The organism is Paenibacillus sp. sptzw28, assembly GCF_019550795.1.
Taxonomy (GTDB): domain Bacteria; phylum Bacillota; class Bacilli; order Paenibacillales; family Paenibacillaceae; genus Paenibacillus_Z.
In genome coordinates, this window is the sequence record NZ_CP080545.1 from 1,147,660 (window position 1) to 1,169,298 (window position 21,639).

The 21,639-nt window shown below is 47.0% G+C and carries 15 protein-coding genes, 3 pseudogenes and 2 riboswitches; of the genes and pseudogenes, 14 read left to right on the top strand and 4 right to left on the bottom strand.

The window, feature by feature from the left end:
- Window positions 1–182: 182 nt before the first annotated feature.
- From KZ483_RS05340 to KZ483_RS05365, 6 genes and pseudogenes are all read left to right on the top strand, one after another.
- Complete coding sequence (locus KZ483_RS05340) at window positions 183–1,550, top strand: immunoglobulin-like domain-containing protein (RefSeq protein WP_220351679.1); 1,368 nt, start codon at window positions 183–185, stop codon at window positions 1,548–1,550.
- Window positions 1,551–1,617: 67 nt separating this feature from the next.
- Window positions 1,618–1,851, top strand: a complete 234-nt coding sequence (locus tag KZ483_RS29050) for a GNAT family N-acetyltransferase (protein ID WP_220353273.1) — start codon at window positions 1,618–1,620, stop codon at window positions 1,849–1,851.
- Between the two features lie 144 nt (window positions 1,852–1,995).
- Window positions 1,996–3,282, top strand: coding sequence for an IS110 family RNA-guided transposase (locus KZ483_RS05350; protein ID WP_220349494.1), 1,287 nt, complete (start codon window positions 1,996–1,998; stop codon window positions 3,280–3,282).
- 810 nt (window positions 3,283–4,092) lie between these two features.
- A complete protein-coding gene (locus tag KZ483_RS05355) occupies window positions 4,093–5,805 on the top strand; it encodes a proline--tRNA ligase (protein ID WP_220351680.1) in 1,713 nt (570 codons plus the stop codon).
- Window positions 5,806–6,082: 277 nt separating this feature from the next.
- Window positions 6,083–7,705, top strand: coding sequence for a S8 family serine peptidase (locus tag KZ483_RS05360; RefSeq protein WP_220351681.1), 1,623 nt, complete (start codon window positions 6,083–6,085; stop codon window positions 7,703–7,705).
- 401 nt (window positions 7,706–8,106) lie between these two features.
- Window positions 8,107–8,511, top strand: a pseudogene (locus KZ483_RS05365) (helix-turn-helix transcriptional regulator); the annotation flags it as partial.
- On the opposite strand, the gene KZ483_RS29055 reads toward KZ483_RS05365, so the two are convergent.
- The 3 genes from KZ483_RS29055 to KZ483_RS05380 form a co-directional block, all read right to left on the bottom strand.
- Window positions 8,453–8,935 carry a carboxyltransferase domain-containing protein gene (locus KZ483_RS29055; RefSeq protein WP_397376182.1) on the bottom strand — a complete coding sequence of 161 codons (483 nt, stop codon included), beginning with the start codon at window positions 8,933–8,935 and terminating at the stop codon, window positions 8,453–8,455. The pseudogene KZ483_RS05365 and the gene KZ483_RS29055 overlap by 59 nt on opposite strands.
- A 422-nt stretch (window positions 8,936–9,357) precedes the next feature.
- Window positions 9,358–9,780 carry a gamma-glutamylcyclotransferase family protein gene (locus KZ483_RS05375; RefSeq protein WP_220351683.1) on the bottom strand — a complete coding sequence of 141 codons (423 nt, stop codon included), beginning with the start codon at window positions 9,778–9,780 and terminating at the stop codon, window positions 9,358–9,360.
- A gap of 44 nt (window positions 9,781–9,824) precedes the next feature.
- Window positions 9,825–11,042, bottom strand: coding sequence for an MFS transporter (locus tag KZ483_RS05380; protein ID WP_220351684.1), 1,218 nt, complete (start codon window positions 11,040–11,042; stop codon window positions 9,825–9,827).
- A 295-nt stretch (window positions 11,043–11,337) separates the two neighbouring features.
- A riboswitch (cyclic di-GMP riboswitch) is annotated at window positions 11,338–11,429 on the bottom strand.
- Between the two features lie 134 nt (window positions 11,430–11,563).
- Window positions 11,564–11,658: riboswitch (cyclic di-GMP riboswitch) on the bottom strand.
- A 286-nt stretch (window positions 11,659–11,944) separates the two neighbouring features.
- Between KZ483_RS05380 and KZ483_RS05385 the strand changes: the two are divergent.
- The 5 genes and pseudogenes from KZ483_RS05385 (at window position 11,945) to KZ483_RS05405 (ending at window position 17,580) form a co-directional block, all read left to right on the top strand.
- Window positions 11,945–12,869, top strand: a pseudogene (locus KZ483_RS05385) (LamB/YcsF family protein).
- Window positions 12,870–13,900: 1,031 nt separating this feature from the next.
- Window positions 13,901–14,107 (top strand): hypothetical protein, encoded by a 207-nt coding sequence (locus KZ483_RS05390; RefSeq protein WP_220351685.1) that lies wholly within the window; start codon window positions 13,901–13,903, stop codon window positions 14,105–14,107.
- 1,170 nt (window positions 14,108–15,277) lie between these two features.
- Window positions 15,278–16,006, top strand: a complete 729-nt coding sequence (locus tag KZ483_RS05395) for an RNA polymerase sigma factor (protein WP_220351686.1) — start codon at window positions 15,278–15,280, stop codon at window positions 16,004–16,006.
- A 232-nt stretch (window positions 16,007–16,238) separates the two neighbouring features.
- Window positions 16,239–16,616, top strand: coding sequence for a YciI family protein (locus KZ483_RS05400; RefSeq protein ID WP_220351687.1), 378 nt, complete (start codon window positions 16,239–16,241; stop codon window positions 16,614–16,616).
- Window positions 16,617–16,851: 235 nt separating this feature from the next.
- Entirely contained in the window at window positions 16,852–17,580 is a 729-nt protein-coding gene (locus tag KZ483_RS05405) for a class I SAM-dependent methyltransferase (RefSeq protein WP_220351688.1), read from the top strand.
- A 359-nt stretch (window positions 17,581–17,939) separates the two neighbouring features.
- On the opposite strand, the pseudogene KZ483_RS05410 reads toward KZ483_RS05405, so the two are convergent.
- Window positions 17,940–18,477: pseudogene (locus tag KZ483_RS05410) on the bottom strand (IS110 family transposase); the annotation flags it as partial.
- 404 nt (window positions 18,478–18,881) lie between these two features.
- On the opposite strand from KZ483_RS05410, the gene KZ483_RS05415 reads away from it, so the two are divergent.
- The 3 genes from KZ483_RS05415 to KZ483_RS05425 all read left to right on the top strand — a co-directional run bounded on the left by KZ483_RS05415 (window position 18,882) and on the right by KZ483_RS05425 (window position 21,534).
- On the top strand, window positions 18,882–19,214 hold the full coding sequence (locus tag KZ483_RS05415; protein ID WP_220351689.1) for a PadR family transcriptional regulator: 333 nt from the start codon (window positions 18,882–18,884) through the stop codon (window positions 19,212–19,214).
- Window positions 19,207–20,019 carry a permease prefix domain 1-containing protein gene (locus KZ483_RS05420; RefSeq protein ID WP_220351690.1) on the top strand — a complete coding sequence of 271 codons (813 nt, stop codon included), beginning with the start codon at window positions 19,207–19,209 and terminating at the stop codon, window positions 20,017–20,019. The genes KZ483_RS05415 and KZ483_RS05420 overlap by 8 nt, the downstream gene beginning before the upstream one ends.
- A gap of 228 nt (window positions 20,020–20,247) precedes the next feature.
- Window positions 20,248–21,534, top strand: a complete 1,287-nt coding sequence (locus KZ483_RS05425) for an IS110 family RNA-guided transposase (protein WP_220351691.1) — start codon at window positions 20,248–20,250, stop codon at window positions 21,532–21,534.
- Window positions 21,535–21,639: the final 105 nt, after the last annotated feature.

The following is a 21,639-nucleotide window of genomic DNA, read 5'->3' on the forward strand; positions in this document are numbered from 1 at the left end:
TCGTGCGCAGAGAGAGGGTGAGCGCATTGCATCGGCGTCACCGCAAGATCTCGTAAATGAGCCACGTCGCCATTTTCTGTTACCTTCGATTATTTTTGAAAAATGTACCATGCAACTTTCACAGGCGGCTTACGTCTGTTTAGGAAACAAGATGGATGTTATCGTGGGGGAGTCGTTTCGGTATGGGGAAAAGGTTAATCTATTCGGCTGTGCTCGCGGTATTAATGGCGGGATCAGCGGTTGGCGTCTATTCAGGCGCTTCGCCGAAAGAAAGCATTATGGCGACGGAGGTGGCGTCGGAGGACGACTTCGACGTGCAACGCGATATTTATAGGTTGGAGGAGCTGATCCGCAAGCATTTTCCGGACAAGCGGATTTACAAGTCCTACAAGGGACCTTCACTTGAGGAGTATGGCGTTTTTTACATCGATAACGACAACAACCGGTACGTTTTTCTCAGTGACAAGGACGACGCTAAGGCGGGTCACTTCAAACGGGATTTGGAGAGGAAGCTTGGCGGACATATCGAGATCAAGCATTCGAAATACCCATATTTGAAACTACGTGGCATCCAGGACGAAATAGTGAAAAATTACGATTCCATCTCTGTCGGCGCGGACGTGATTGGGCAGGTCGTCAAAGTGCAAGCCGATTGGACCGAAGCCGAGAAAAAAGAAGTGCTGCGCAAGTACGGAGACGCAGTCTCGGTGGAAATCTATGATCCCGGGGCTATAGCGCCGGATGGTGACAGCCATATCCCGAATTTGCCGGAGCCGGTACAACAAGTCGGCGGACCGAATGACAAAGTGTTTTGGCCTCCAAACACAAATCGCTTCCTGGACGAGGCCGCATCGGCGGCGCTCGAAGACGAAGTGTATACGAAGACGGGTTTCCCTCGTTTCGATGGGAAGCTTCTCGATAAGTATGGTCTGTATACTAAGCTTGACAGCGACGATATGCCTCTGCCGGAAGGGGATCTCGTCTTTAGCATCAACAGGCTGCCGAAAGGGATGAAAACGAGGATCAGCGTGACGGAGCTCAATAAATCGTTGAAACCGGTACACGAAATTTCGAACGCGACGTTCGAGAACGCGCACGGAATGAGGGTTGAATTCCCCGATCGCAGGAACGTCATGTACGGGCTCAGACTCGAACTACTGAACGATGCCGGAGACGTCGTGGATGGGAAAGTAACGGTTTACGCCTTCTCAACAGACGAGATCAACGCCATAATGGAGGCTGACAAGCCAATATATCGGCAAGCTGACACTCTGAAGATCAAGCTGACCAACTGGGGGCCGACAGCGCTTGAATTCGGGTCGTGGTTCGGCGTACAGAAGTGGGATTCGGGTCGTTGGAAGTGGTTGAACGGAGGGCAAGCGTTTACGGATGAGCTTAGGGGAGTCGGTCCGGGCGGCGTTTACGAAGACGATTTTTCTATCGAATCATTAAGCCTCGAGCCCGGCAAATACCGAATCGTGAAAACGTTCGACGCCGCGAACGGTGATGCTAGCGCTACCCTCGCCGCCCCGTTCGAAATCATCTCCTGAGCGAGTACAGACTTGGTTTGATTGCGGTTTCCACTACTGGATTCAAGGAGAATAGCCTAGTGCAGAGATCGGATTTGATTTAGCTAAAGAACACTGTGGAAAAGGAATAATGCAAGAAGCATTGAACCCTATAATGGAATTTGGCTTCACGCATATGGGCTTAGAGATAATTGAAGCTACTGTTGAACAAGAAAATGATCGATCAATTAACTTGCTTGAAAAACTTAACTTCGAAAGGGAACCTGAATTAAGAGATCAGTTGATATATTTCTTCTTAAGTCGAGAACGTTGGGAGACATAGCTATCACGTTTCTGAATTGTAGCTTGTTGCGCTAAACATTCCTGTTAGTCCTAAGAAATGGACTTTGTCAAAAAAGGAGCGCCTCGGTATGATGGGTTTGTCCACGGGTTCGAAACCCAACACCATCAAGGAGGCGCTCTTAGTATGAAGTTTAAGCAATCGGACGGGCAAAATCAACGTATTGAACGAATTACCACTTCTCATCTTGTTGTGGGAATTGACATGGCAAAGGAAACCCATGTTGCACAAGCCACAAACTTCCGAGGAATCGTCCTTTCTAATCGGCATCTTTCGTTTAAGAACACACAGGAAGGATTCGAAAAATTACAACGGTGGTTGGATGCCTTACAGCAGAAACATAGATTAAAAAGTCCTATCATCGGCATGGAACCGACAGGGCACTATTGGACAAACTTGGCCAATTGGCTCGCCCAGAAAGGAGTACACGTTGTTTTGGTGAATCCAGCAACGACAAAACGAAACAAGGAAAACCGTGACAACTGTCCCTCCAAGAGCGATCCGAAGGACGCACTTGTGATCGCAGATGTTGTTAGCCGTGGCTATTACTATGATTACACTCGCCAAGCGCCCCACTTTCAAAGGTTACGCACCATTATGAGCGATCGAGAATTTTGGGTTACGAATAGTGTTCGATTGCAGAATCGTATTGTTCGCTGGCTGGATATTCGTTTCCCTGAGTATGCTTCCGTTTTTAAGGATTGGACTTGCCCTCGATCAATGGCGACCCTAAAAGAGTTTCCGTCTCCGTCTGATCTTAATGGCCAATCAACGGAAGGGGTTATTACAGCTTGGAGAAAATATATGAAGCGAGCTGGCGGTTCCACTGGCATACAGAAAGCCGCCGAATTAATTTCCACAGCCAGGCAGAGTGTGGGAGATACGACTGCGCTAAGGGAGGCTAAGCAAGATTTACAACGCTTGTTAGAGGAGTATCAGCGCATTGCCAATATTTTGGAACAGATCGAAAAAGAACTTGTAACTTTGCTAGGTGAGATACCTCTGGTCAGCCAACTTCGCTCGGTAAAAGGTCTAGGAACGATTTACATTGCAGCGATTCTGTCTGGTGCAGGTGACTTGAAACAGTACGCCCACGGGCGTCAGTTACTGAGGAAAGCCGGCTTAAACTTAGCCGAAAGCATGTCAGGAAAACGCAAGGGAGAGATCGTGATCTCGAAACGAGGAGATGCCAAACTACGAAAATATCTGTATCTCGCTACGCTTACAATGGTAGGGACCAATCCCGTCTTTCGGCAGCTGCATGAACATAATGTGCAGGTTAAGCATATGAGCAAGCAACAATCGGTGTTTAAACTGCTTGGAAAACTAGCTCGAATCCTAATCGGTATGGTTCAAAGCGGAGAGACGTTTACTCCTGAAAAAACAGTCCACTCATACGCTCAAGCAGCATAAAAAAACGTTATTGAAATCACGTAAATTGACTCATTCGCAGGATTTCGACTAAAGAAAGCACGGAGAACCGAGTACGTACCCGATAAGGGCATAGACCCATCCGCTAAACGCTATCGGTCTCCACACCTTGGATAGGTGTAACGAAGGAATGTAAGGGCGTAGACCCGTCGAGTCGTGGGATGGTAAACCTTCAGGGATTTGTGGAGTATGCGTGCAGTAGAAAAAGGCCTTGGGGAAATGTTCCAGACGTTTCTTCTATTCCCGCATGCCCTAATCCTAGACGAAAAGGTACATGTGGCTTACATTCCACCCAACCGTTACAATACAAGGTGATGAAATCCTGCGAAGGAGTGAGCATACGTGAGATAAACCTTTAAAACCGAGGGACGAGTACGATAGCTCAGAAGAGATAACCCAACGCCTAACATTGATTCGCAGGAAATCTCTTCAGGAGATTCACCTTTACGTCAAAGGAGGTTCCCGTCATCGGGATCCCTTGACTCTTGAGAAATTATAATGTAAAGTGATTAAAATTAGCTTGCATTCATATTCCAATTGCTTCGACCAAGGATATGAGATTCACTAACGGTGATGCAGAGAAGAGACCCTAGGCTGAAAGGTTTCTCGCCGCATGAAACTCCCCACCTTGCGAGCTGTAGCGGTGAATCTTAGTATCCGCTACCGGTATTGACCGTTACTCGATTGAGGATCGTCATTTTTTGGCGATTGAAATAGGGTGGTACCACGACACATTCGTCCCTGACGAATGTGTTTTTTTGTTTCTCAATAACTGTAGAGGGAGACCATTAGATGAGACAATCAACCCTGTTTTTAAGTACTTTACGCGATGCTCCGTCTGATGCCGAAGTCATAAGTCATAAACTTATGCTAAGAGCCGGTTTTATCCGACAACTTGCTGCCGGCATTTATACCTATTTACCGTTAGGCTGGCGTGTGTTGCGTAAAATCGAACAGATCGTTCGCGAAGAAATGGACCGTGCGGGTGCACAAGAGTTGTTAATGCCGGCTTTGCAGCCCGCTGAGTTCTGGAAAGAATCCGGGCGTTATAGTGTTTATGGACCTGAATTAATCCGGTTAAAGGACCGTCATGATCGTGAGTTTGCATTAGGTCCTACTCACGAAGAGGTAATCACGACCCTTGTCAAAAACGAAATCAGTTCCTATCGAAGATTGCCGGTTACCTTGTATCAAATTCAAACGAAGTTTCGTGACGAACGGCGTCCACGTTTTGGGCTATTGCGCGGCAGGGAATTTCTTATGAAAGATGCATATTCGTTTGATGCAACTTGGGAAGGCCTAGACCAATCCTACTGGAACATGTATGAAGCCTACAGGCGGATTTTTGATCGTTGCAATATAAACTTCAGAGCTGTGGAAGCTGATGCTGGAGCAATTGGCGGTGAAGGCGGAACACACGAATTTATGGTACTGGCCGATATTGGGGAGGATACAATCGCCACTTGCTCCCATTGTGATTATGCGGCGAATCTGGAGAAAGCTCAGTCTGCCTCGGTAAAAATAACGAGCACCGAAGTAAAAGCTGATAAGCTTGAAAAGATCCACACGCCAGGCGTTCGCACAATCGGTCAGCTTACCAAACATCTACAAACTGAGCCGCAGGACATTATCAAAACGCTCATCTATGTGGCGGATGATAGGCCATTAGCAGTAGTGATTCGAGGCGATCATGAAGTAAATGAAATTAAACTGAAGAATTATCTGGAAGCTGAAAACATCGAACTGGCAGATGCTCAATCGTCCGCAGCATCCACCGGGGTGCCAGTTGGTTTTATAGGACCGGTTGGAATCGAAATCCCTATTCTTGTTGATACAGCCGTTGGCCAAATGCAATCTGGTATCGCTGGTGCAAACGAAACCGATTATCATTTCAGAAACGTCGTTCCAGGCAGGGATTTTACAGTTGAGCGCACAGGCGATTTTCGGAATGCTATAGAAGGTGAAGCGTGTTCGCGCTGCAGCGAGGGCGTGCTCCAATTCTTCAAGGGCATCGAAGTAGGTCATGTTTTTAAGCTCGGTACAAAATATAGTGAAACATTAGGCGCGCGCTATCTGGATGCCAGCGGAAGAGAACAAACAATGATTATGGGTTGCTACGGCATTGGCGTTTCTCGGATATTATCAGCAATCGTGGAACAAAGTCACGATGAGAGGGGGATAATTTGGGCTCCGGCAATCGCCCCCTATCATGTTCATATCATTCCAGTATCGATAAAAGATGAATCGCAGACGCGGATAGCTGAAGAGTTGTATGATCGTTTGCGAAATCACGGACTTGAAGTGCTAATCGATGACAGAGACGAACGTCCCGGTGTCAAATTTAACGACTCCGATCTCATTGGTATTCCGTTTCGGATCGTCGTCGGCAAACATGCAGAAAGCGGAAAAGTCGAATACATTGAGCGCAAGAACAACGAAAAGCAAGTTATGACAGTGGATGATGTATTTTCTCGTATTTTTGAGGAGGTAAGACTGTCCAGTTAAAACACTCTATCTATCATTATTTAGTTTCACCAAAAATTCGTTCAGTAAACGGGTACGTTAGCGGAAGGATAAATGAGCTTATTGATCAATATAGTAGCGACTTGGGTGATGGTTTTCGTGGTACCCGAGAAAAGATAAAATATGCTCAAACAACGGGTACGAAACGCAAAGATTATGCCAGGAGCAGTCGCCACGGCAACCAGCTCTTTTTTTAGTTGCATTGCTTAACGTACGATTTTTTTCGTATCGTGAGGTGACCCCTAAGGAGTGATGAATCATGTGGCCGTCAATCAGGAAATTTCTAAACGTTCCGGATCACCTTACTGGTAAAAATACTGCTATTGCCGTGATAGACGTCATTTTCCCGCATCATCCCGACATTTCATCAAACAATCGTCGGAATGTGTATCACGTCAATACATCGGAACCGAAGGCGGAGCCCCTTAGGTTAACTGCAAATAAAGGGCCATGGAATACAGGGCTGCACGGCCTGTGGACCGCTTCAGCAGCCGGCGGTTCAGGACAGCTTTCGGGCGGTAATTACTCCGGTGCGGCACCTGAAGCGGAGCTCTTCTTGATCGAGGCAGGACTATACATCAACACAGATGATATGGAAGTGAAATTTTGCGAGGCACTGAATTGGCTGAAGAAGAATTATCGCAAGTTTAATATTCGCGGGACAGTACTTACAATCTCAGCTTTGAGGGACTCGGGACTGCTGCCGTGGCAGGCGGATCCGATACGCGTTTTATGCGAAGAACTTACTCATGAAGGTTTGCTGGTGATTTCTGCATCAGGTAACACGATTGAACTCACCTGTAATGGACCGGCATCTTCCCCTTCCGTATTATCTGTCGGGGGCCTTATAGTCCCTAAAGACGGTATGATTAAGCATACAAAACCGTACCATGGCTGCCGGGGAGTCACTTTTGAAGGCAAAGGGGTTCCAGAAATTCTTGCTCCTGCCGAAAACGTTGTGCTACCGATGCCGTTTCAGTCGGAAGAAGAACGTATGAGCCATGCGACGGCACCATTCGATGTGCTGCCGAAAGAATATGCGAGAAACGAAGGAACCTCATTTGCGGGACCGATTATTTTGGGCGCAGCGGCGTGCATTTGGCAAGCTCATCCTGAGTGGTCTGCCCATCAAGTGAAAACTGCCATACTGGAAAGCAGTTTTCACTATCCCGCATGGCAAGAACTGCAAGCCGGATTGATCGATGTTTCGGCTGCGGTAGATTATGAACCAAGTCATGCGGAAGATCAGTTAGGAAGTCCGTTTTCCCATTGGCAGAGCTGGAAACGGAAAATACCCGCCGATCGGCTTGAAGCTCTTCGGAGTCAGCATGAAGAAACGATTGTCCGGGTGTTATTATCGTTTTTATTCGAAACGATTTCCGAACAGTACGCTTTACCTATTCAGGATTTGCTCGTACACCCTTCATGGCGAATACGTACTGCGACCGTCGCGCTTCTTGCCTCTCACCCAGCTGCGGTGAGAAAGGACGACTTGCGGAAATTGCTGACGGACGACAGCCGTTATGTCAAGATGGGAGCATTATACACACTCGGCAATTGCGCTGACTTGTGGGAACCATTATCCGGTGATTTGATCAGCCTATTTTCGGATCCCGATTCCGATATCAAGTTTTGCGCATTAAAAATCGCCTCCAAGATCAAAAACCGGCGTTTTATCGAACCTCTAATCAGCGGATTGGAGCATGATGCAAGGAATCAAAACGTCGCTGCTTTCGGAGCACGCGTGATTGCACTGAAGGCCATAACTGGTATTCATTTCCCCGAAACCGGGTGGCGTGAGGGAGATTGCCCTTATTCCGACCGCACCACCGATGTCAGACTTAGCATTTGTCAAAAATGGCAGGAGTGGAAGAAGTCGTGACGTTTACTATATGAATCTGTTCCTGTTCAAGGTGGTTCCTTTGCTAATAGTCTAATAAACCAAATATGCCGTGAAGGAGATTACAGAGCGGGCTGGATTTCGAAGTCGAAGTTATACCAGGCGCTCCAGGAACGGAAGGAATAAAATTTGTAGCCTGGGTAGCGCTAAGTGGTCCTTCAAAGGAAAAAGGCCACAGTGGATCGATCGCAGCCTCGCTCCGCTAATTGGCAGCATAGCTCAATGTTACTAATACATTGGAATTATTGGGATCAATCTTCAGGAGAAGTGGAACATACGAATAGCGGGAGAATTATATCATCTTCGACATGCTGACTTTTTCGTGCAGGAAATGCACGGCTTTATATCTGCGATAGAATTTTATATTGAAGGGAGGGAAAACGATGGATTGGTTGGACAGGATGAAGAACGCCATGGAATTGATTACTGGAGTATCGTTATCTGAGTACATTCGACGTCGACGGTTGACATTGGCAGCATTTGAACTGCAGACAACAGATGCAAAGGTTATTGAAGTAGCTGTGAAATATGGATATGATTCGCCAGAAGCGTTTGCACGGGCGTTTAAGAATCTTCATGGGATCATGCCGATATCTGCGCGCGATAAAGGCGTTTCTCTAAAAGCCTATCCTCGAATGTCCTTTCACATTTCAATAAAAGGAGATGTCGAAATGAACTATCGCATCGAATCAAAAGGGCCTTTTGAGATGTTTGGAGCTTATGGTCTGGTCAATTCCGATCCCCATAATGTATATGCTGAAGTTGCTCAATTCCGTCAACAATGTGATGTACCGTATACGATCCGGACGTGTGGATCTTAATGACATCATCAGGCGATAGTATGTTGTGTTCCGCAACGAAAGGCAAATCCGGACCGCACTCGGAACAGTAACAGACGGGAATCTCAACCGTGTTTCCGGTAAACGTGCTTGCACTTGTCACTGCTGCGTTGTGAACACGCGTCGCACGCTCCGTTAACCATGAAACAACTTTCGACTGTGCATCTCCTGACGGCCTGCCCGCCTTACCTACAATTACGGGATCATAATAAATAGCTACGGATACATAAGACGGCACAGCTTCATGAAACCCCGGAAACGGATTTTGTTCCAAAGTGCGCGTCAGTTCCAACACCTTGCGGTGCGAAACGGGATCGATACCGACACCGAACTTGACGATAAGCGCGCGTTCCCCCAATGGAAAGATCCTCACACCTTCTGCCAATAATCCCCGCCTCCCAAATAGGACTCTCTGTATTTCATCCGCGGATTCGGCTTCAAGCTACCGAATGAGCCGCTCGCCTTCCTCCAGATTCCCGAGCTTCAGCTTGCTCAAGCCAGTCTTATAGACGACATCCGCCGAATTGCGGACCAGTGCCTGCTTCCTCGAGCAGCTTCAACGCCATGACATATTTTCCTTTCTCCATAACCGTGGCGCCTCCAACTTGGCTCCCGCATTATGCTGCTGCATCTGCAGCATAATGCGGGAGGCAATTGCGCTTGAAAGGCGCCAGCAGGCTCTGAGCCGCAAATGAATTGCCGACCAACCTCACAACTGTAAAAAGTTGCTCATCGCGCTACCTCCATATTACTCACAAGATGGAGGTAGAAGTATGGATCAGGCCGCTGCCTACTTCAGACAGGCAACCGGGTTGTTAACGAATCGCCTCGCGACCGCTCCACGACGCTTCGCCACGAGCCGGATGCGATTTCCGGGTAGCCGCTCGGATCGCGCCATACATATACATATACCCAGCCTTCACGATTTCCGTCGATATCGACGACACGCACGCGCTCGTATTCGTTTCTCGAGTCCCCCGGTGCATAAAAGTGCTCCAACTGATCCAACGCCGGCAGCCCGGATTCGCTTACGGTCATCCATTCACCCACGATAACGCCTGCAGCACGGCTCTTGGACAGCACAAGCGCGGGGTACGGTCCGACATTGTACAGCTTTCCTTGGACTGCGCCCGGTTCAGTAGCTATTAGATAAGGAGCGACAACATGATGGTTTGATTCCCCTGTTAACAACGTGCCATATACAAATAAGCTAATCATGGCCCGAACCCCTTTCATAAACTAAAAATTGTTTGAAGAGGCCGTCAGGCCTCCGTCGCATTTCGGTCCTTTGGAAGCAGTAAGGCAAACACACCAAGCAAAGGAAGGAAGGCGCACAGTTGCATAACAAATTCGATGCCTCTCGCATCAGCGACCCAGCCGAGCACGCCTGACCCGAGACCGCCGAGACCGAACGCCAGACCAAAAAACAGTCCGGAGATGAGACCGACATTGCCCGGAAGCATCTCTTGCGCATAGACGACAATAATCGAAAAAGCCGATGACAGAACGAACCCGGCGCAGACGACGAGCACAGCGGAACCGAACAAGTTCGCGTACGGCATCAAAAGACAGAACGGCGCCGCCCCAAAAATGGAAAGGAAAATGACGTTCCGGCGGCCATATTGATCTGCAATCGGTCCTCCAAACATCAACCCGATCGCAGACGCTAACAAAAACGCAAACAGCAGCAATTGCGCATTCGCAATTGACATACCGAAGTTATGAATCAAATAAAACGAATAGTAGCTAGTTATGCTGGAAATATATACATACTTGGAGAAAAGCAGGAATACGAGAATCACAATCACCCAAGCCATCCTATTCCGGGACAATGCTGCAGCGCGGCTTGCACGGGGTGCCCCGCCTTTGATGCTGGCGCACATCGTCATGTTGGCACGATACCAACCTGCTACGTAAACCTGGATCACGATGCCGGCTGTTGCCGCAATTGTAAACCAGATGACACCGAACTGCCCCAAAGGGACGAACAATACCGCCGTCATAATCGGGCCCAGCGAGTTGCCGATCGTTCCTCCGACTTGAAATATCGACTGCGCGAGTCCGCGTCTGTTCCCGGCGGCCATATAAGCAACGCGGGAAGACTCCGGGTGAAAGACGGCTGATCCGATGCCGATGGCGAAAACAGCGAGCAAAATGGCGCCGAGGCTCGACGCCATGGACAGCGCAACAATACCGGCCAATGTGAAGATAACCCCTAGGGGCAATATATTGGGCCGGGGATGAGCATCCGCCATTTTCCCGACCATCGGTTGCAGCAGTGAAGCGGTCATGCTCATGCAAAAGGCGATCAGCCCGATCTGCTTATACGTCAAATGCAGCGACTCTTTCAAAATCGGAAAAAGTGCCGAAACGGTCGACTGCATCGCGTCATTCAATAAATGCACAATACTGATGGCGATCAGAATCGGGAAAGCGGTCGACGCTACAGCAGGCACCGTTTTCGTTTGAAAGCCAGACATAAATCCCCCCCCCTCTCTTACTGGATTTAGTTTATAAAGAAAAAAATCCACATCTGATATTGCGATGATTTAGCGGTTACGGTCGACGACTCGACAAGCAATCATTCCGCCATGAGCCACGGTGAAAACGATATCGGCTGCGGATGCCGTCCGTTACAGACCGTTTGCATGCTCATGAAAGCTTAAGCCGTAACTTGCGCTCTGGGATGCTTAACCAGATGCTTCTCGGTATTTGAACATGAAAAACCCCCTATCTATCGTTGATTAAATATGAATAGACGGAGGTTCCGTCGTATTCGATAGCTGGCAGGCATCGTCGCATTATGTACCACCTTAGCCCCTGTAGCTTTGCGTCCCCACTTTTCAATGGGTTTGCCATTATCGCACGAATATTCAGATTTATTAATAACTTACTTTAAAGTACTTTTAAAGGGTAAATTCCATTAATTATAATTCTATCAATCAATTTTAACCGTAAACAAAAAACCTCCGTCCCAAAATAGACGGAGGCTTCCGTCGTATTCGGCAACTGGCTGACATCGTGGTCGTAGGTTAGTCCACATTAGCCCCTATAGCTTTGCGTCGCCACTTTTCAGTGGGTTTGCTATTGTCGTACGAAGTATTTGATTGTAGTAGTACCTAAAATTACCTTACAGTATTTATCGATGGAAATCAACACGTTTCGACACTTTTTTTACAGAAATTATTGCGAATTAAAAAGAGGGAAAAATATACTTTGTAGTAATACTTTCTCAATAGTCCTGCCGAATCTGAAGCATTTTTAGGTGAACTAAGCCTGATGGACGAAGCGATACCCTGTAACATGGACGCCCGATTCGAGTAAGTTTTTGGCGATTTCAATGGCCTTCTTGCGTTCCCCTGCAGCCTTGGAGCGAGGCACCATGAATGGAACTTCGGAAAGTCTCAAAGCCGGCCGGGTCGATCTCAACTGCGATTACGGTGAAGGTTACAGCATCTACACGTTCGGTCAGGATGAAGCGCTTCTGCGCTATGTGTCATCCGTGAACATTGCCTGCGGCTTCCATGCGGGCGATCCGCATCCGTGAAGCGGTCTTCCGTGCCGCGGCTGCGGGCGTCGCAATCGGTGCGCATCCGGGCCTGCCTGACAGGCTCGGCTTCGGTCGCAGGGAAATGGCAGTGACGGGCGCGGAGGTCGGTGACATCATCCTTTACCAGCTCGGTGCTTTGGACGCCTTTGTAAAAGCGGCCGGTTCCAGGCTGCGGCATGTGAAACCGCCTGGGGCCCTCTACCATATGGCGAATAAACGGCCGGAAATCGCCGAGGCGATCGTCAGAGCCGTCAAGGCATACGACCCCATGCTACACATTTACGGCCAGTCCGGCAGCATGCTGCTGGACGAAGCGCTCAGGCAGTCTTTAAGACCGGTGTCCGAACGAGACATTTTCGGGATGGCCGATTCGTTCATGTTCTGGCATTCGTTGTATGAAGGAGAGGATACCGCGTTGGTTCAGGAGGCTTTCTTTGCATATTTACTTGCAAAAGGTCAAGGGGCTGCGGTTGAACCTGTGTTGAATCACATCTCCAGCAATACACCTGCCTATGAAGAGCTGAGTGCTTTTCTTAAGGATTGGGCCTCGACTCAGAAGCGGGAACAGGCTCACCAGTTTACGAGTAAACAGAAGGCTACGCTAAAATTATTTCAGCAAGCCCTTTCTGAAATAGTCGATCATTGCGAAGATGATTTCTTCTATAACTGGTTGACTGATCGAAACATTTTCTCCCGCAGCGTGGATGATATTTTGAATGGGTTGCTAGACGATATGTCTTATACCCACACATTATAAGTAGGCAATATTAGTATGGGTAAAATCAAAATGGTATCAATTTCGATCACACCCGGCGAAGGTCCGATCTGGTGGGATAGCACCGGCACCCCTATCACTTTCAGTTCCTGGGAAGAGCTGACATGCAACTTGAATAGCTGGCTAGGGACCTTCCAGTCAATCGCGGAACGTACAAACAAGATTTTCAGATCTGTTTTGCAGATGAGTCGATTTACAATGGCACTTACGGGTTAATCAATTCCGGCGTTGCCCCGTCTCTGGCGAATCACATGTGTGAGTACTTGCTTTTTCACTCTGGATTAAAACGTCCGGGCCACCTTACGGAAAAAGCGTATCAGAATTGGCTAGATGTACACTCCCCTCTAGGAGCAAAGGAAAAATGGCTCTCGTTCATGGAAGCCTATGAGATTCCAAATCTGGTCTTAACCTAAGCTATTGCGGCAGCCCTTCAGGCTGTCGCTTTTTTATTTCTCTCAGCAGTTTGGCGCCTCCCCTCTGAGTGATGTTTGATCACTTTGTCACGGAATAACCCCGGCACTCCGTGCCTGCGTTCCGGGGTTAAAGCTCATTTTGCCAGGGGAGGGGATATTGGAATTTCCCCTTCCGTTCAAGCAAAGCCCGCGGAGTTTCACTTAAGTTAAGTGTTCCCGCTTCATTCAGTTAACTTAACTTTGTCATCATCTACGCCTCTTTCCTTTCCCAATAAAAAGGGCATGTGGTATAATGATGGTACAATTCATTTATTCCATTTGCCTCCGTCATGCGACATAAGAGGTTTCCAACTGAAGCTCAATTCACGTTCTCGAAAAGCATTGTTCCCACTCTGTTGGTCATGCTTTTTTTCTGTTTTATGCCGGTTTAATCCGCCGCTCACCTTTCCCAAACGTTAGGTGTTCCATCTTCGCCAATAGCACTATAAACAGTGCAGCTAATATGGCGCGACATCCCTTCGGGGCCTGTGGTGTCATATTAGGTGCACTTTTTTTGCGCCTCACAACCCAATTCAATTTAATTAGAAGGAGGGATCAAACATGTCCATCACGATGCCTGAGACAATGCAAACCAATGCAAATGGACTTGATTCGGAAATCTTTACCAGCTGTACGCGAGCGATCAGTATCGTCATATTGGCCGATTGCTATTGCTTTTCCTTCTTCCCACATGCCCCTTTACTCCTCTTCCTCATCTTTCAATTGATGCACCGGAAACCGCGGATCGAAGCGGAAAAAGAGACGTGACACCTTCACAGGTGCAACGTCTCTTTTCATACCCTATCTATCAATATTTTTTATACACAATATATTCTATTAAACTATCAGATATTGATCTATATACTCAGCCCCTAAGCGTCTTATATACTGAGCCCCCAACCATATACTCGGCCCCTAAGCGTCTTATATACTGAGCCCCTAACTATATACTCAGCCCCTAAGCAATCTATATACTGAGCACCGAACTATATACTGAACCCCGAACTATATACTCAACCCACATGTGAAGTATATACTCAGCCCCAATTGACCAATTAATTTTGTCAGTGATAAAGTCATGTTGTGCATATATGTGGAAAATTCGACCTTTTTCGAGCGATTATCCACAGTTGTGTGAACGAAAAAAGAGCCCTTCGAGAAAAGGACTCTTTCTTGTGGATAGTCTGTGTTACCAGCACAGACATCCAAGGTGCATATACGGAGATCACCGGCAGCCACCAAGATCTCACCTACGAAGCTTTCATTTCCTTTTTTTGAAAAGGAGTTATGAAGGCCTGCTTTCATACTGTCTTATATGCTTTATCTTATCAAATTGTTCTAGTTTAGTCTATATAAAACGCGGGATGAAGGAGGTGTAAAAGGCTATGCAAGGAATGGTGCTCGGTAACAAATTCACAGGCTTTCCCTCCACTCTAACTCTTAATCTTAAGACTATTAACAACGGGATATTGTTGCAGCCCTTAATTCACTTTTTTATTATTAAAATGAGGATAGAGAATACCTGGGCTTTCGAACTTGGTCTTGCCAAGCAATCGAGAAGCACGTAGGTATTCTCTGAAATAAACCTATGCTTTTAAGTATTCATTAAGTTTTAACGCGAAATCGTAAAGCTCTGCCCGTTAGATCCGATACTTCCGGGCCATATAGACTGAGTGCTATTAGCTATTTGCGTTTTATATAATGTGTTCACCTGGGATGCATTAATATTACGAGGAATCCGACTGCTATCGTCCCAAAAACAACTTGTAAAAGATTCTGTAAAATGTTTAAAGTCATTGGGGGATGTAGGGTCTCTTTCGATTACTCATTCTGCAGTCGTGGTGTCAGGGTTTCGCATACTTTGTTCCGGAACCGACCGTCGCCCAGAGAATCGTTCGAGCAAAGCGCATGCTCGCAGCAGCACGCGTCCCCTTCGAATTGCCGCCGAATACCGAGCTGCCGACGCGGTTGTCGTCTGTACTTGAGGTGATCTACCTCATGTTTAATGAGGGCTATGCCGTGTCTTCCGGTGGAAGCTGGATTCGGCCCGTGCTCTGCGAGGAGGCGCTGCGGCTTGGACGGATATTGGCTGAGTTCGCGCCTGACGAGCCGGAAGTCCATGGACTCGTGGCGCTGATGGAAATTCAATCGTCCAGATTCAGGGCACGGGTTAACCCGAGTGGAGAACCGATTCTGCTCATGGATCAGAACCGGCGTTATGGGATCATCTGCATTCGCAGGGGGCTGACTGCAATCGAACGGGCCGAGCGTCTCGACAGGGCGTACGGTCCTTATCTAATTCAAGCCTCGATTGCAGCGTGTCATGCCCGTGACCGTACGGCTTCGGAAACGGACTGGGTCTGGATTTCGGCGCTTTACGACGCTCTCTCCCAGCTCGCATCATCACCCGTCGTCGAACTGAATCGTGCTGTCGCGCTCTCAATGGCGTTCGGTCCAGAAGTGGGGCTAGAAGTCGTCGATATGTTAATCCAAGAACCATCCTTGAAAAACTACCACCTATTACCAAGCATTCGAGGGGACTTTCTCATGAAACTGGGCCGCAAGCAAGAAGCATGTTTAGAATTCAATCGTGCTGCAGCTCTAGCGCGTAATGAAAAGGAACGCAAGTACCTTTTGAAGCGCGCTTCCGATTGCAACATAGAATAAGACAAGAAACGAGAGAAGAATCTCAAACAATTCAAGGGGTTACGAAGTTTATCGAGAAATTCAAAAGAGCCGTGGCAAACCAGCCTATGCCATGAATTGCACGATCAAATTTATACGTAACGATCTCATTTTAAATTTTTGATCAATGTGTCGATTTTGAAGATACCGGTTCGTTGTATTTATAAAGAGGTCAATTAGGGGATTGGCCTCTAAAAAAAAAGGAGGAACTTTTATGCTGTTTATGTTGATTGTCAAAGCCTCGAAGAATTCGGAAGGGGCAAATCTCCCGGACCCAGAGCTCATTGAAGCCATGACGAAGTACAATGAGGAATTAGATAAGGCAGGCGTGCGGGTTGCGGCAAAAGGACTTCATCCAAGTTCAAATGGGATTCGTATTTCATATCCAAAACCAGGGGAAAAGCCGATAGTTATGGATGGCCCATTTACGGAAACGAAAGAATTGATTGCCGGGTTCATTCTGATTGATGTGAAGTCGAGGGAAGAAGCAATCGAGTGGGCCATGCGGATGCCAGACCCGCAAGGACATGGGGAAGGTCAGATTGAATTGCGTCAAGTATTTGAGGCGCCGGAGTTGTCGGGGGAGCAATAAGAAGTGGGAAATGATTGAACTAACGAAGACGATAGTGAAGTGATTAGATCAGGAGCAGGCGCCGCGGAAACCTGCTCCTGATCGTCGAAGTAACGGAAAGTTGAATATAATTGTTTTCTTCATACCACCTAACGAGGTTTGTTGCTATAATTTACAAAGTGGATTAGGCTCGACGACAGAGCTGTTTACGAAATATTCTCACTGGTCGAAGGTAACTTAAGGAGGGAACACAGCCATGCCTGACAGGCTATTTGAAGAGCCGAGACTGGCAGAAGTTTACGATTTGTTTGATTCGTCTGAACGTCCGGATCTTGACCCATACATTGCAATGTCAGACGCGTTCGGTGCCCAATCCGTGATTGACGTTGGTTGTGGAACTGGCACCCTTGCCTGCCGACTTGCTGCCCTCGGTAGAGAAGTCATTGGAGTCGATCCAGCCGACGCCTCGCTCAAAGTAGCAAGCCTTAAGGCGTATGCACATCGGGTTAGATGGATTCATGGAACAACCAAGATGCTTGCTGGATTGAAAGTGGATTTAGTCACGATGACCGGTAACGTCGCCCAAGTCTTTATAACTGACGAAGAGTGGATGTCAACACTTCGTGAATGTCGTGGTGTTATTCGACCGGATGGACGGCTTGTATTCGAGGTTCGGGACCCTTTAAAAGAAGCGTGGAAGGACTGGACTCGTGAGCAGTCCTATCAGGTGATAGAAGCACCTGAAATCGGAAGGGTAGAGACATGGGTGGATCTCGTGGATGTGCAACTGCCGCTCGTTTCGTTCCGTCATACATTCGTTTTTCAGAGGGACGGTACGGTACTGACCTCGGACTCTACATTGAGGTTCCGCAGTAAGACCGAGATTTTTAACTCCTTATTCGCCGCTGGCTTAGCTGTCGTGGATGTTCGAGATGCGCCAGATCGTCCTGGACGCGAATTCGTATTCATCGCTCGACCGGACTGAAGTGAGGGTCCGGCTAGCGAAGAGGTTCCTGTTTCTATACTCAACTAACGAAAAACGATAGTTGAATATCGAAATGGTTGCCGCTTGGCAGCTCTTCGCTCCGCTAACTGGCAGATTTGCTGAATGATCGGGCAGGATAGTTGAAATGATTCCCTTCTTGGTAATATGTTGCAATAGCCCATGAAAAGATGTGAATTCACGTGAAACGAGGGGGGTGTAAAAGATGGACCTTTCAATAAATCTTTACGAAAGACCCGCTAGATTTGGTAACCCCATTGTACAAAAGATCCATCAAATAATAAGTTCGTTGACAGGTGGTTGGTTTACCGAGGATGTAGCAGAGGACACATGTAAAGATCTTCACCGTCTGCGATCGCACGGAGCATATTCTTAGATGAAACACCCATGATATCGGAAACAACAGAGCCGAGTTTGATGTTTGCTCCTTCTAGCACCTTTTGAATTCGATTGTGCTGTCTGGCACGTTCTTCAATGATGCTTCGGCGATAACGAACTAATTCTCGAAGTTCTCTTTGATTTCGGTTTGGAACGAAACTAGCTTTCAGAAGTCCATGGCGAAGAAGTTGGGCAATCCATTCAGCATCTTTGACATCTGTTTTACGGCCTGGTAGTGCCTTCATATGTTGGGCATTTACGACTAGAAACTCAATGTCTTCAGCTTCTAACAAGTTAACAATTGGTTTCCAAAATACTCCTGTACTTTCCATTGCTACGTGAGTACGACCCATGTTTTTTAATCCAGTCGATTAATTGCAACAGAAAGACTGTTTTAGTGGAAAACGTACAAATCTCCTTTCCTACTGGTGTCATCACACATGCAGTAATAGAGTCTTTATGAACATCCATACCACATGCACGTTCAATGAGAATATCCATTGAAAGTATCCTTTCTGCGGCTATAAAGTTGGAGCTGGTGCAACAACCAAGATAGGATTAATCTACCATGAGTGCTTCCCAAAGGGAGCGACATTCTGTGATGCACCGTGGTCGTCGGAGTCAGACTAACGGATGGGCTCTAACGCACCATAGTTGATCGACCTTCTTCTCCCAGCCGTAGTAGAAGTATTGACGTCTTTTCCATTTTCATCCTCTGTGGTGCAGCGCTGTTTCTTGCGCTGCATGAATGGCTAACGGGAAACGATAGTTAAATAAGCAGCGTGCTACCCAGGCTCTTTTGACGGCCCGAGAGCGGCTGCTTTTTCTGTTAACTTGACCTTTCATACTATATCGGGTTACGATATACTTACTACATAAGATCATGATATAGAGGTGAAATCCGATTGAGTAAGACGGAACTGGTCAAAGGCAGTACCGAAGTCATTATCTTATCCCTGTTATCAGAACATGCTATGTATGGTTACGAACTAGCTCAAAAGATTGAAAATGAATCTGAGGGGTTCCTCCGTTTTCGAGAGGGTACGTTGTACCCTGCGTTGAAAAAGTTGGAAACTCAAGGGTTGGTCGAAAGCTATTGGATGGACTCCAACGAAGGTCCACGCCGTAAATACTACAAAATCACCAACACGGGTAAAAAAGCATTATTCGATTTAAAAAAAGAATGGAATGTGTTCCAACGGGTGATGAACAAGATTGTAGGTGTGTCCCATGGCTAAGAAAACGGAATTTACCGATTACGTTAGGTCCTTTACCGAGACATTGACTCTAAATCCAGAAGAAAAAGACGAACTGCGTGAAGAGTTGGAACAGCATTTAGGTAAACTGATGACCCAATTTATAGTGCAAGGTCAATCTAAACAGGAAGCAATGAAACGATCACTTGAACAATTCGGCGATCCTGAACAGTTACGGCCTGAATTTCAAAAAAGCCATATTCCTTCTTGGAAACAATACATGAGTAAAGAAATCCTTATTTGGCTTATTTGTTTGGCCGCAGCATCCGTTGGCCCTAGCCTGCTCATTAATGCACATTACTCACCACTTTTCGTAGCTGCCCCGTTAATGTATCTTATTGTATGCGCCATGTTGTACCATGGGATAATCCAAAGAATACGGCGCCCAATTTTATGGATCACCATGTTCTTACTGCTGTACAGCACGTTCACTTGGGATATGATTCAATACCATTCGTTCAAGCTCTTTATAGAAGAATTCGTAACTTTTCGATTAGGTGGAGAAGGATTGGCTACCATATCCATCACCCATCTGTTATGGGTCGGCGTTCTCTTACGATTCCTGAATAAGGGATGGCGTGCCCTGGCACGAATCAGCTATGAGTATTGGGCAATGTTTATTATTGCATTCTATATGATGAGAGCCGAACTTATAACGAGTTCAGGTGAGGGGCATGTATTACTTCTTAACACCTTTTTGCTGTATGTTTTCTTCCAGCAAATGATTGAAAGCCAAATAGTTGTAAAAATAAAAAATAAAATAAAGCATTGGCTGGTGCAAGGATGAAAGAAAACAAGAGGATATCCGAAAAATCTTACCATCATTAAGCTAAGGGGCGTAGTTGAACACCGAAAGGGCTGCCATGTGGTACCCCTTCATTACGCTAACGGGCAGCATTCCTATTATGAAGAAATACGAGGCTTGAGAAACAAAAAGGCTCCTTGGTATGATGTTGATGGGTCCCAGACGCGGCCAGCTACCGGATCCAAAAAAACAAACCAAGGAGACTACAAGATGAATTCTACTCAAATTGAACGAATTAATCAAATCACTTCTTCTACATTAATTGTCGGTGTCGACATCGCGAAATTCAAACACGTGGCTCGAGCACAAGACTATCGCGGAGTCGAGCTTGGGAAGCCAATTACGTTTGAAAACACCCGGGAAGGATTCGAGTTGTTTATGAGCTGGTTCCGGAAAATCTCAACGGAACGAGGGTTCCAGGACGTCATAGTTGGCATGGAGCCAACCGGTCATTACTGGTTGAACCTTGCTCATTTTCTACGTGAAAAACAAGTGAAGTACGGTGTGGTAAATCCGCTGCACGTGAAGAAAAGCAAAGAACTCGATGACAATTCTCCAACGAAGAATGACGTTAAGGATGCGAAAGTCATTGCACAGCTGGTCAAAGACGGGAGATACGCCGTACCAAGCCTTCCTCAGGGCATTTATGCCGAACTGCGGGAAGCGATGAAAATTCGCGATCACCTGACGACTGACCTTTGTGTTGTGCAAGCACGTGTCCATAACTGGCTAGATCGGTATTTTCCAGAGTTTCTGACGGTATTTAAAGATTGGAAGTGCAAGTCAGCCATACAAATGCTGAGCCTTTATTTACTACCGCACGAACTTGTTCATGTGCCGGATGAAACCTTGCTGCGACACTTGAGAGAAGTTGCAAAGCGAGGGCTTGGCCTTGGTCGAATCAAAAATCTGAAGGTAGCAGCGAGCCGTTCTGTCGGCATACGAGACGGTTCAGAGTTAGCTAAAATGGAGCTAAAGCTACTGCTGACCCAGTACGAATGGTTTCAAAACAAGCTCAAAGAACTGGAAGCAAAATTGGATGAATTGCTCATGCAGATCCCACATGTGCAGCAATTGCTGGCCATTAAAGGGATTGGCAGGGACACCATTGCAGGATTTCTTGCTGAGATAGGTGACATTAGTCGGTACCGTCATCCAAAACAGATCACGAAGCTTGCTGGATTTAATTTGAAAACAAATACATCAGGCACGCACAAAGGACAGACTAAGATCACGAAGAGAGGCCGCAAACGTCTTCGTGCCTTGCTCTTTAGAGTCATGATGCCGTTGGTCGCCAAAAATGCAGCCTTTAAGGCACTGCACGAGTATTACACCAAGCGGCCGGTAAATCCATTGAAAAAGATGCAATCCCTCATCGCTTTATGTAACAAACTGGTTCGGATCCTGTTCGGTGTATTGAAAAAGGGACATGAGTTCAGTGAAGAAAAGATGCTGCAGGATATTCCTCGATTTGCAGAGTTGCCGCAAGCAGCTTAAATGAATCGATTTTCTGCAATGATAACCTAAGTAAAAACAGATAACAGAAGCACGGATGAGTCGGAACAAAACTAACGTACGGACGAAGATCCTGTCGGGCAGCAT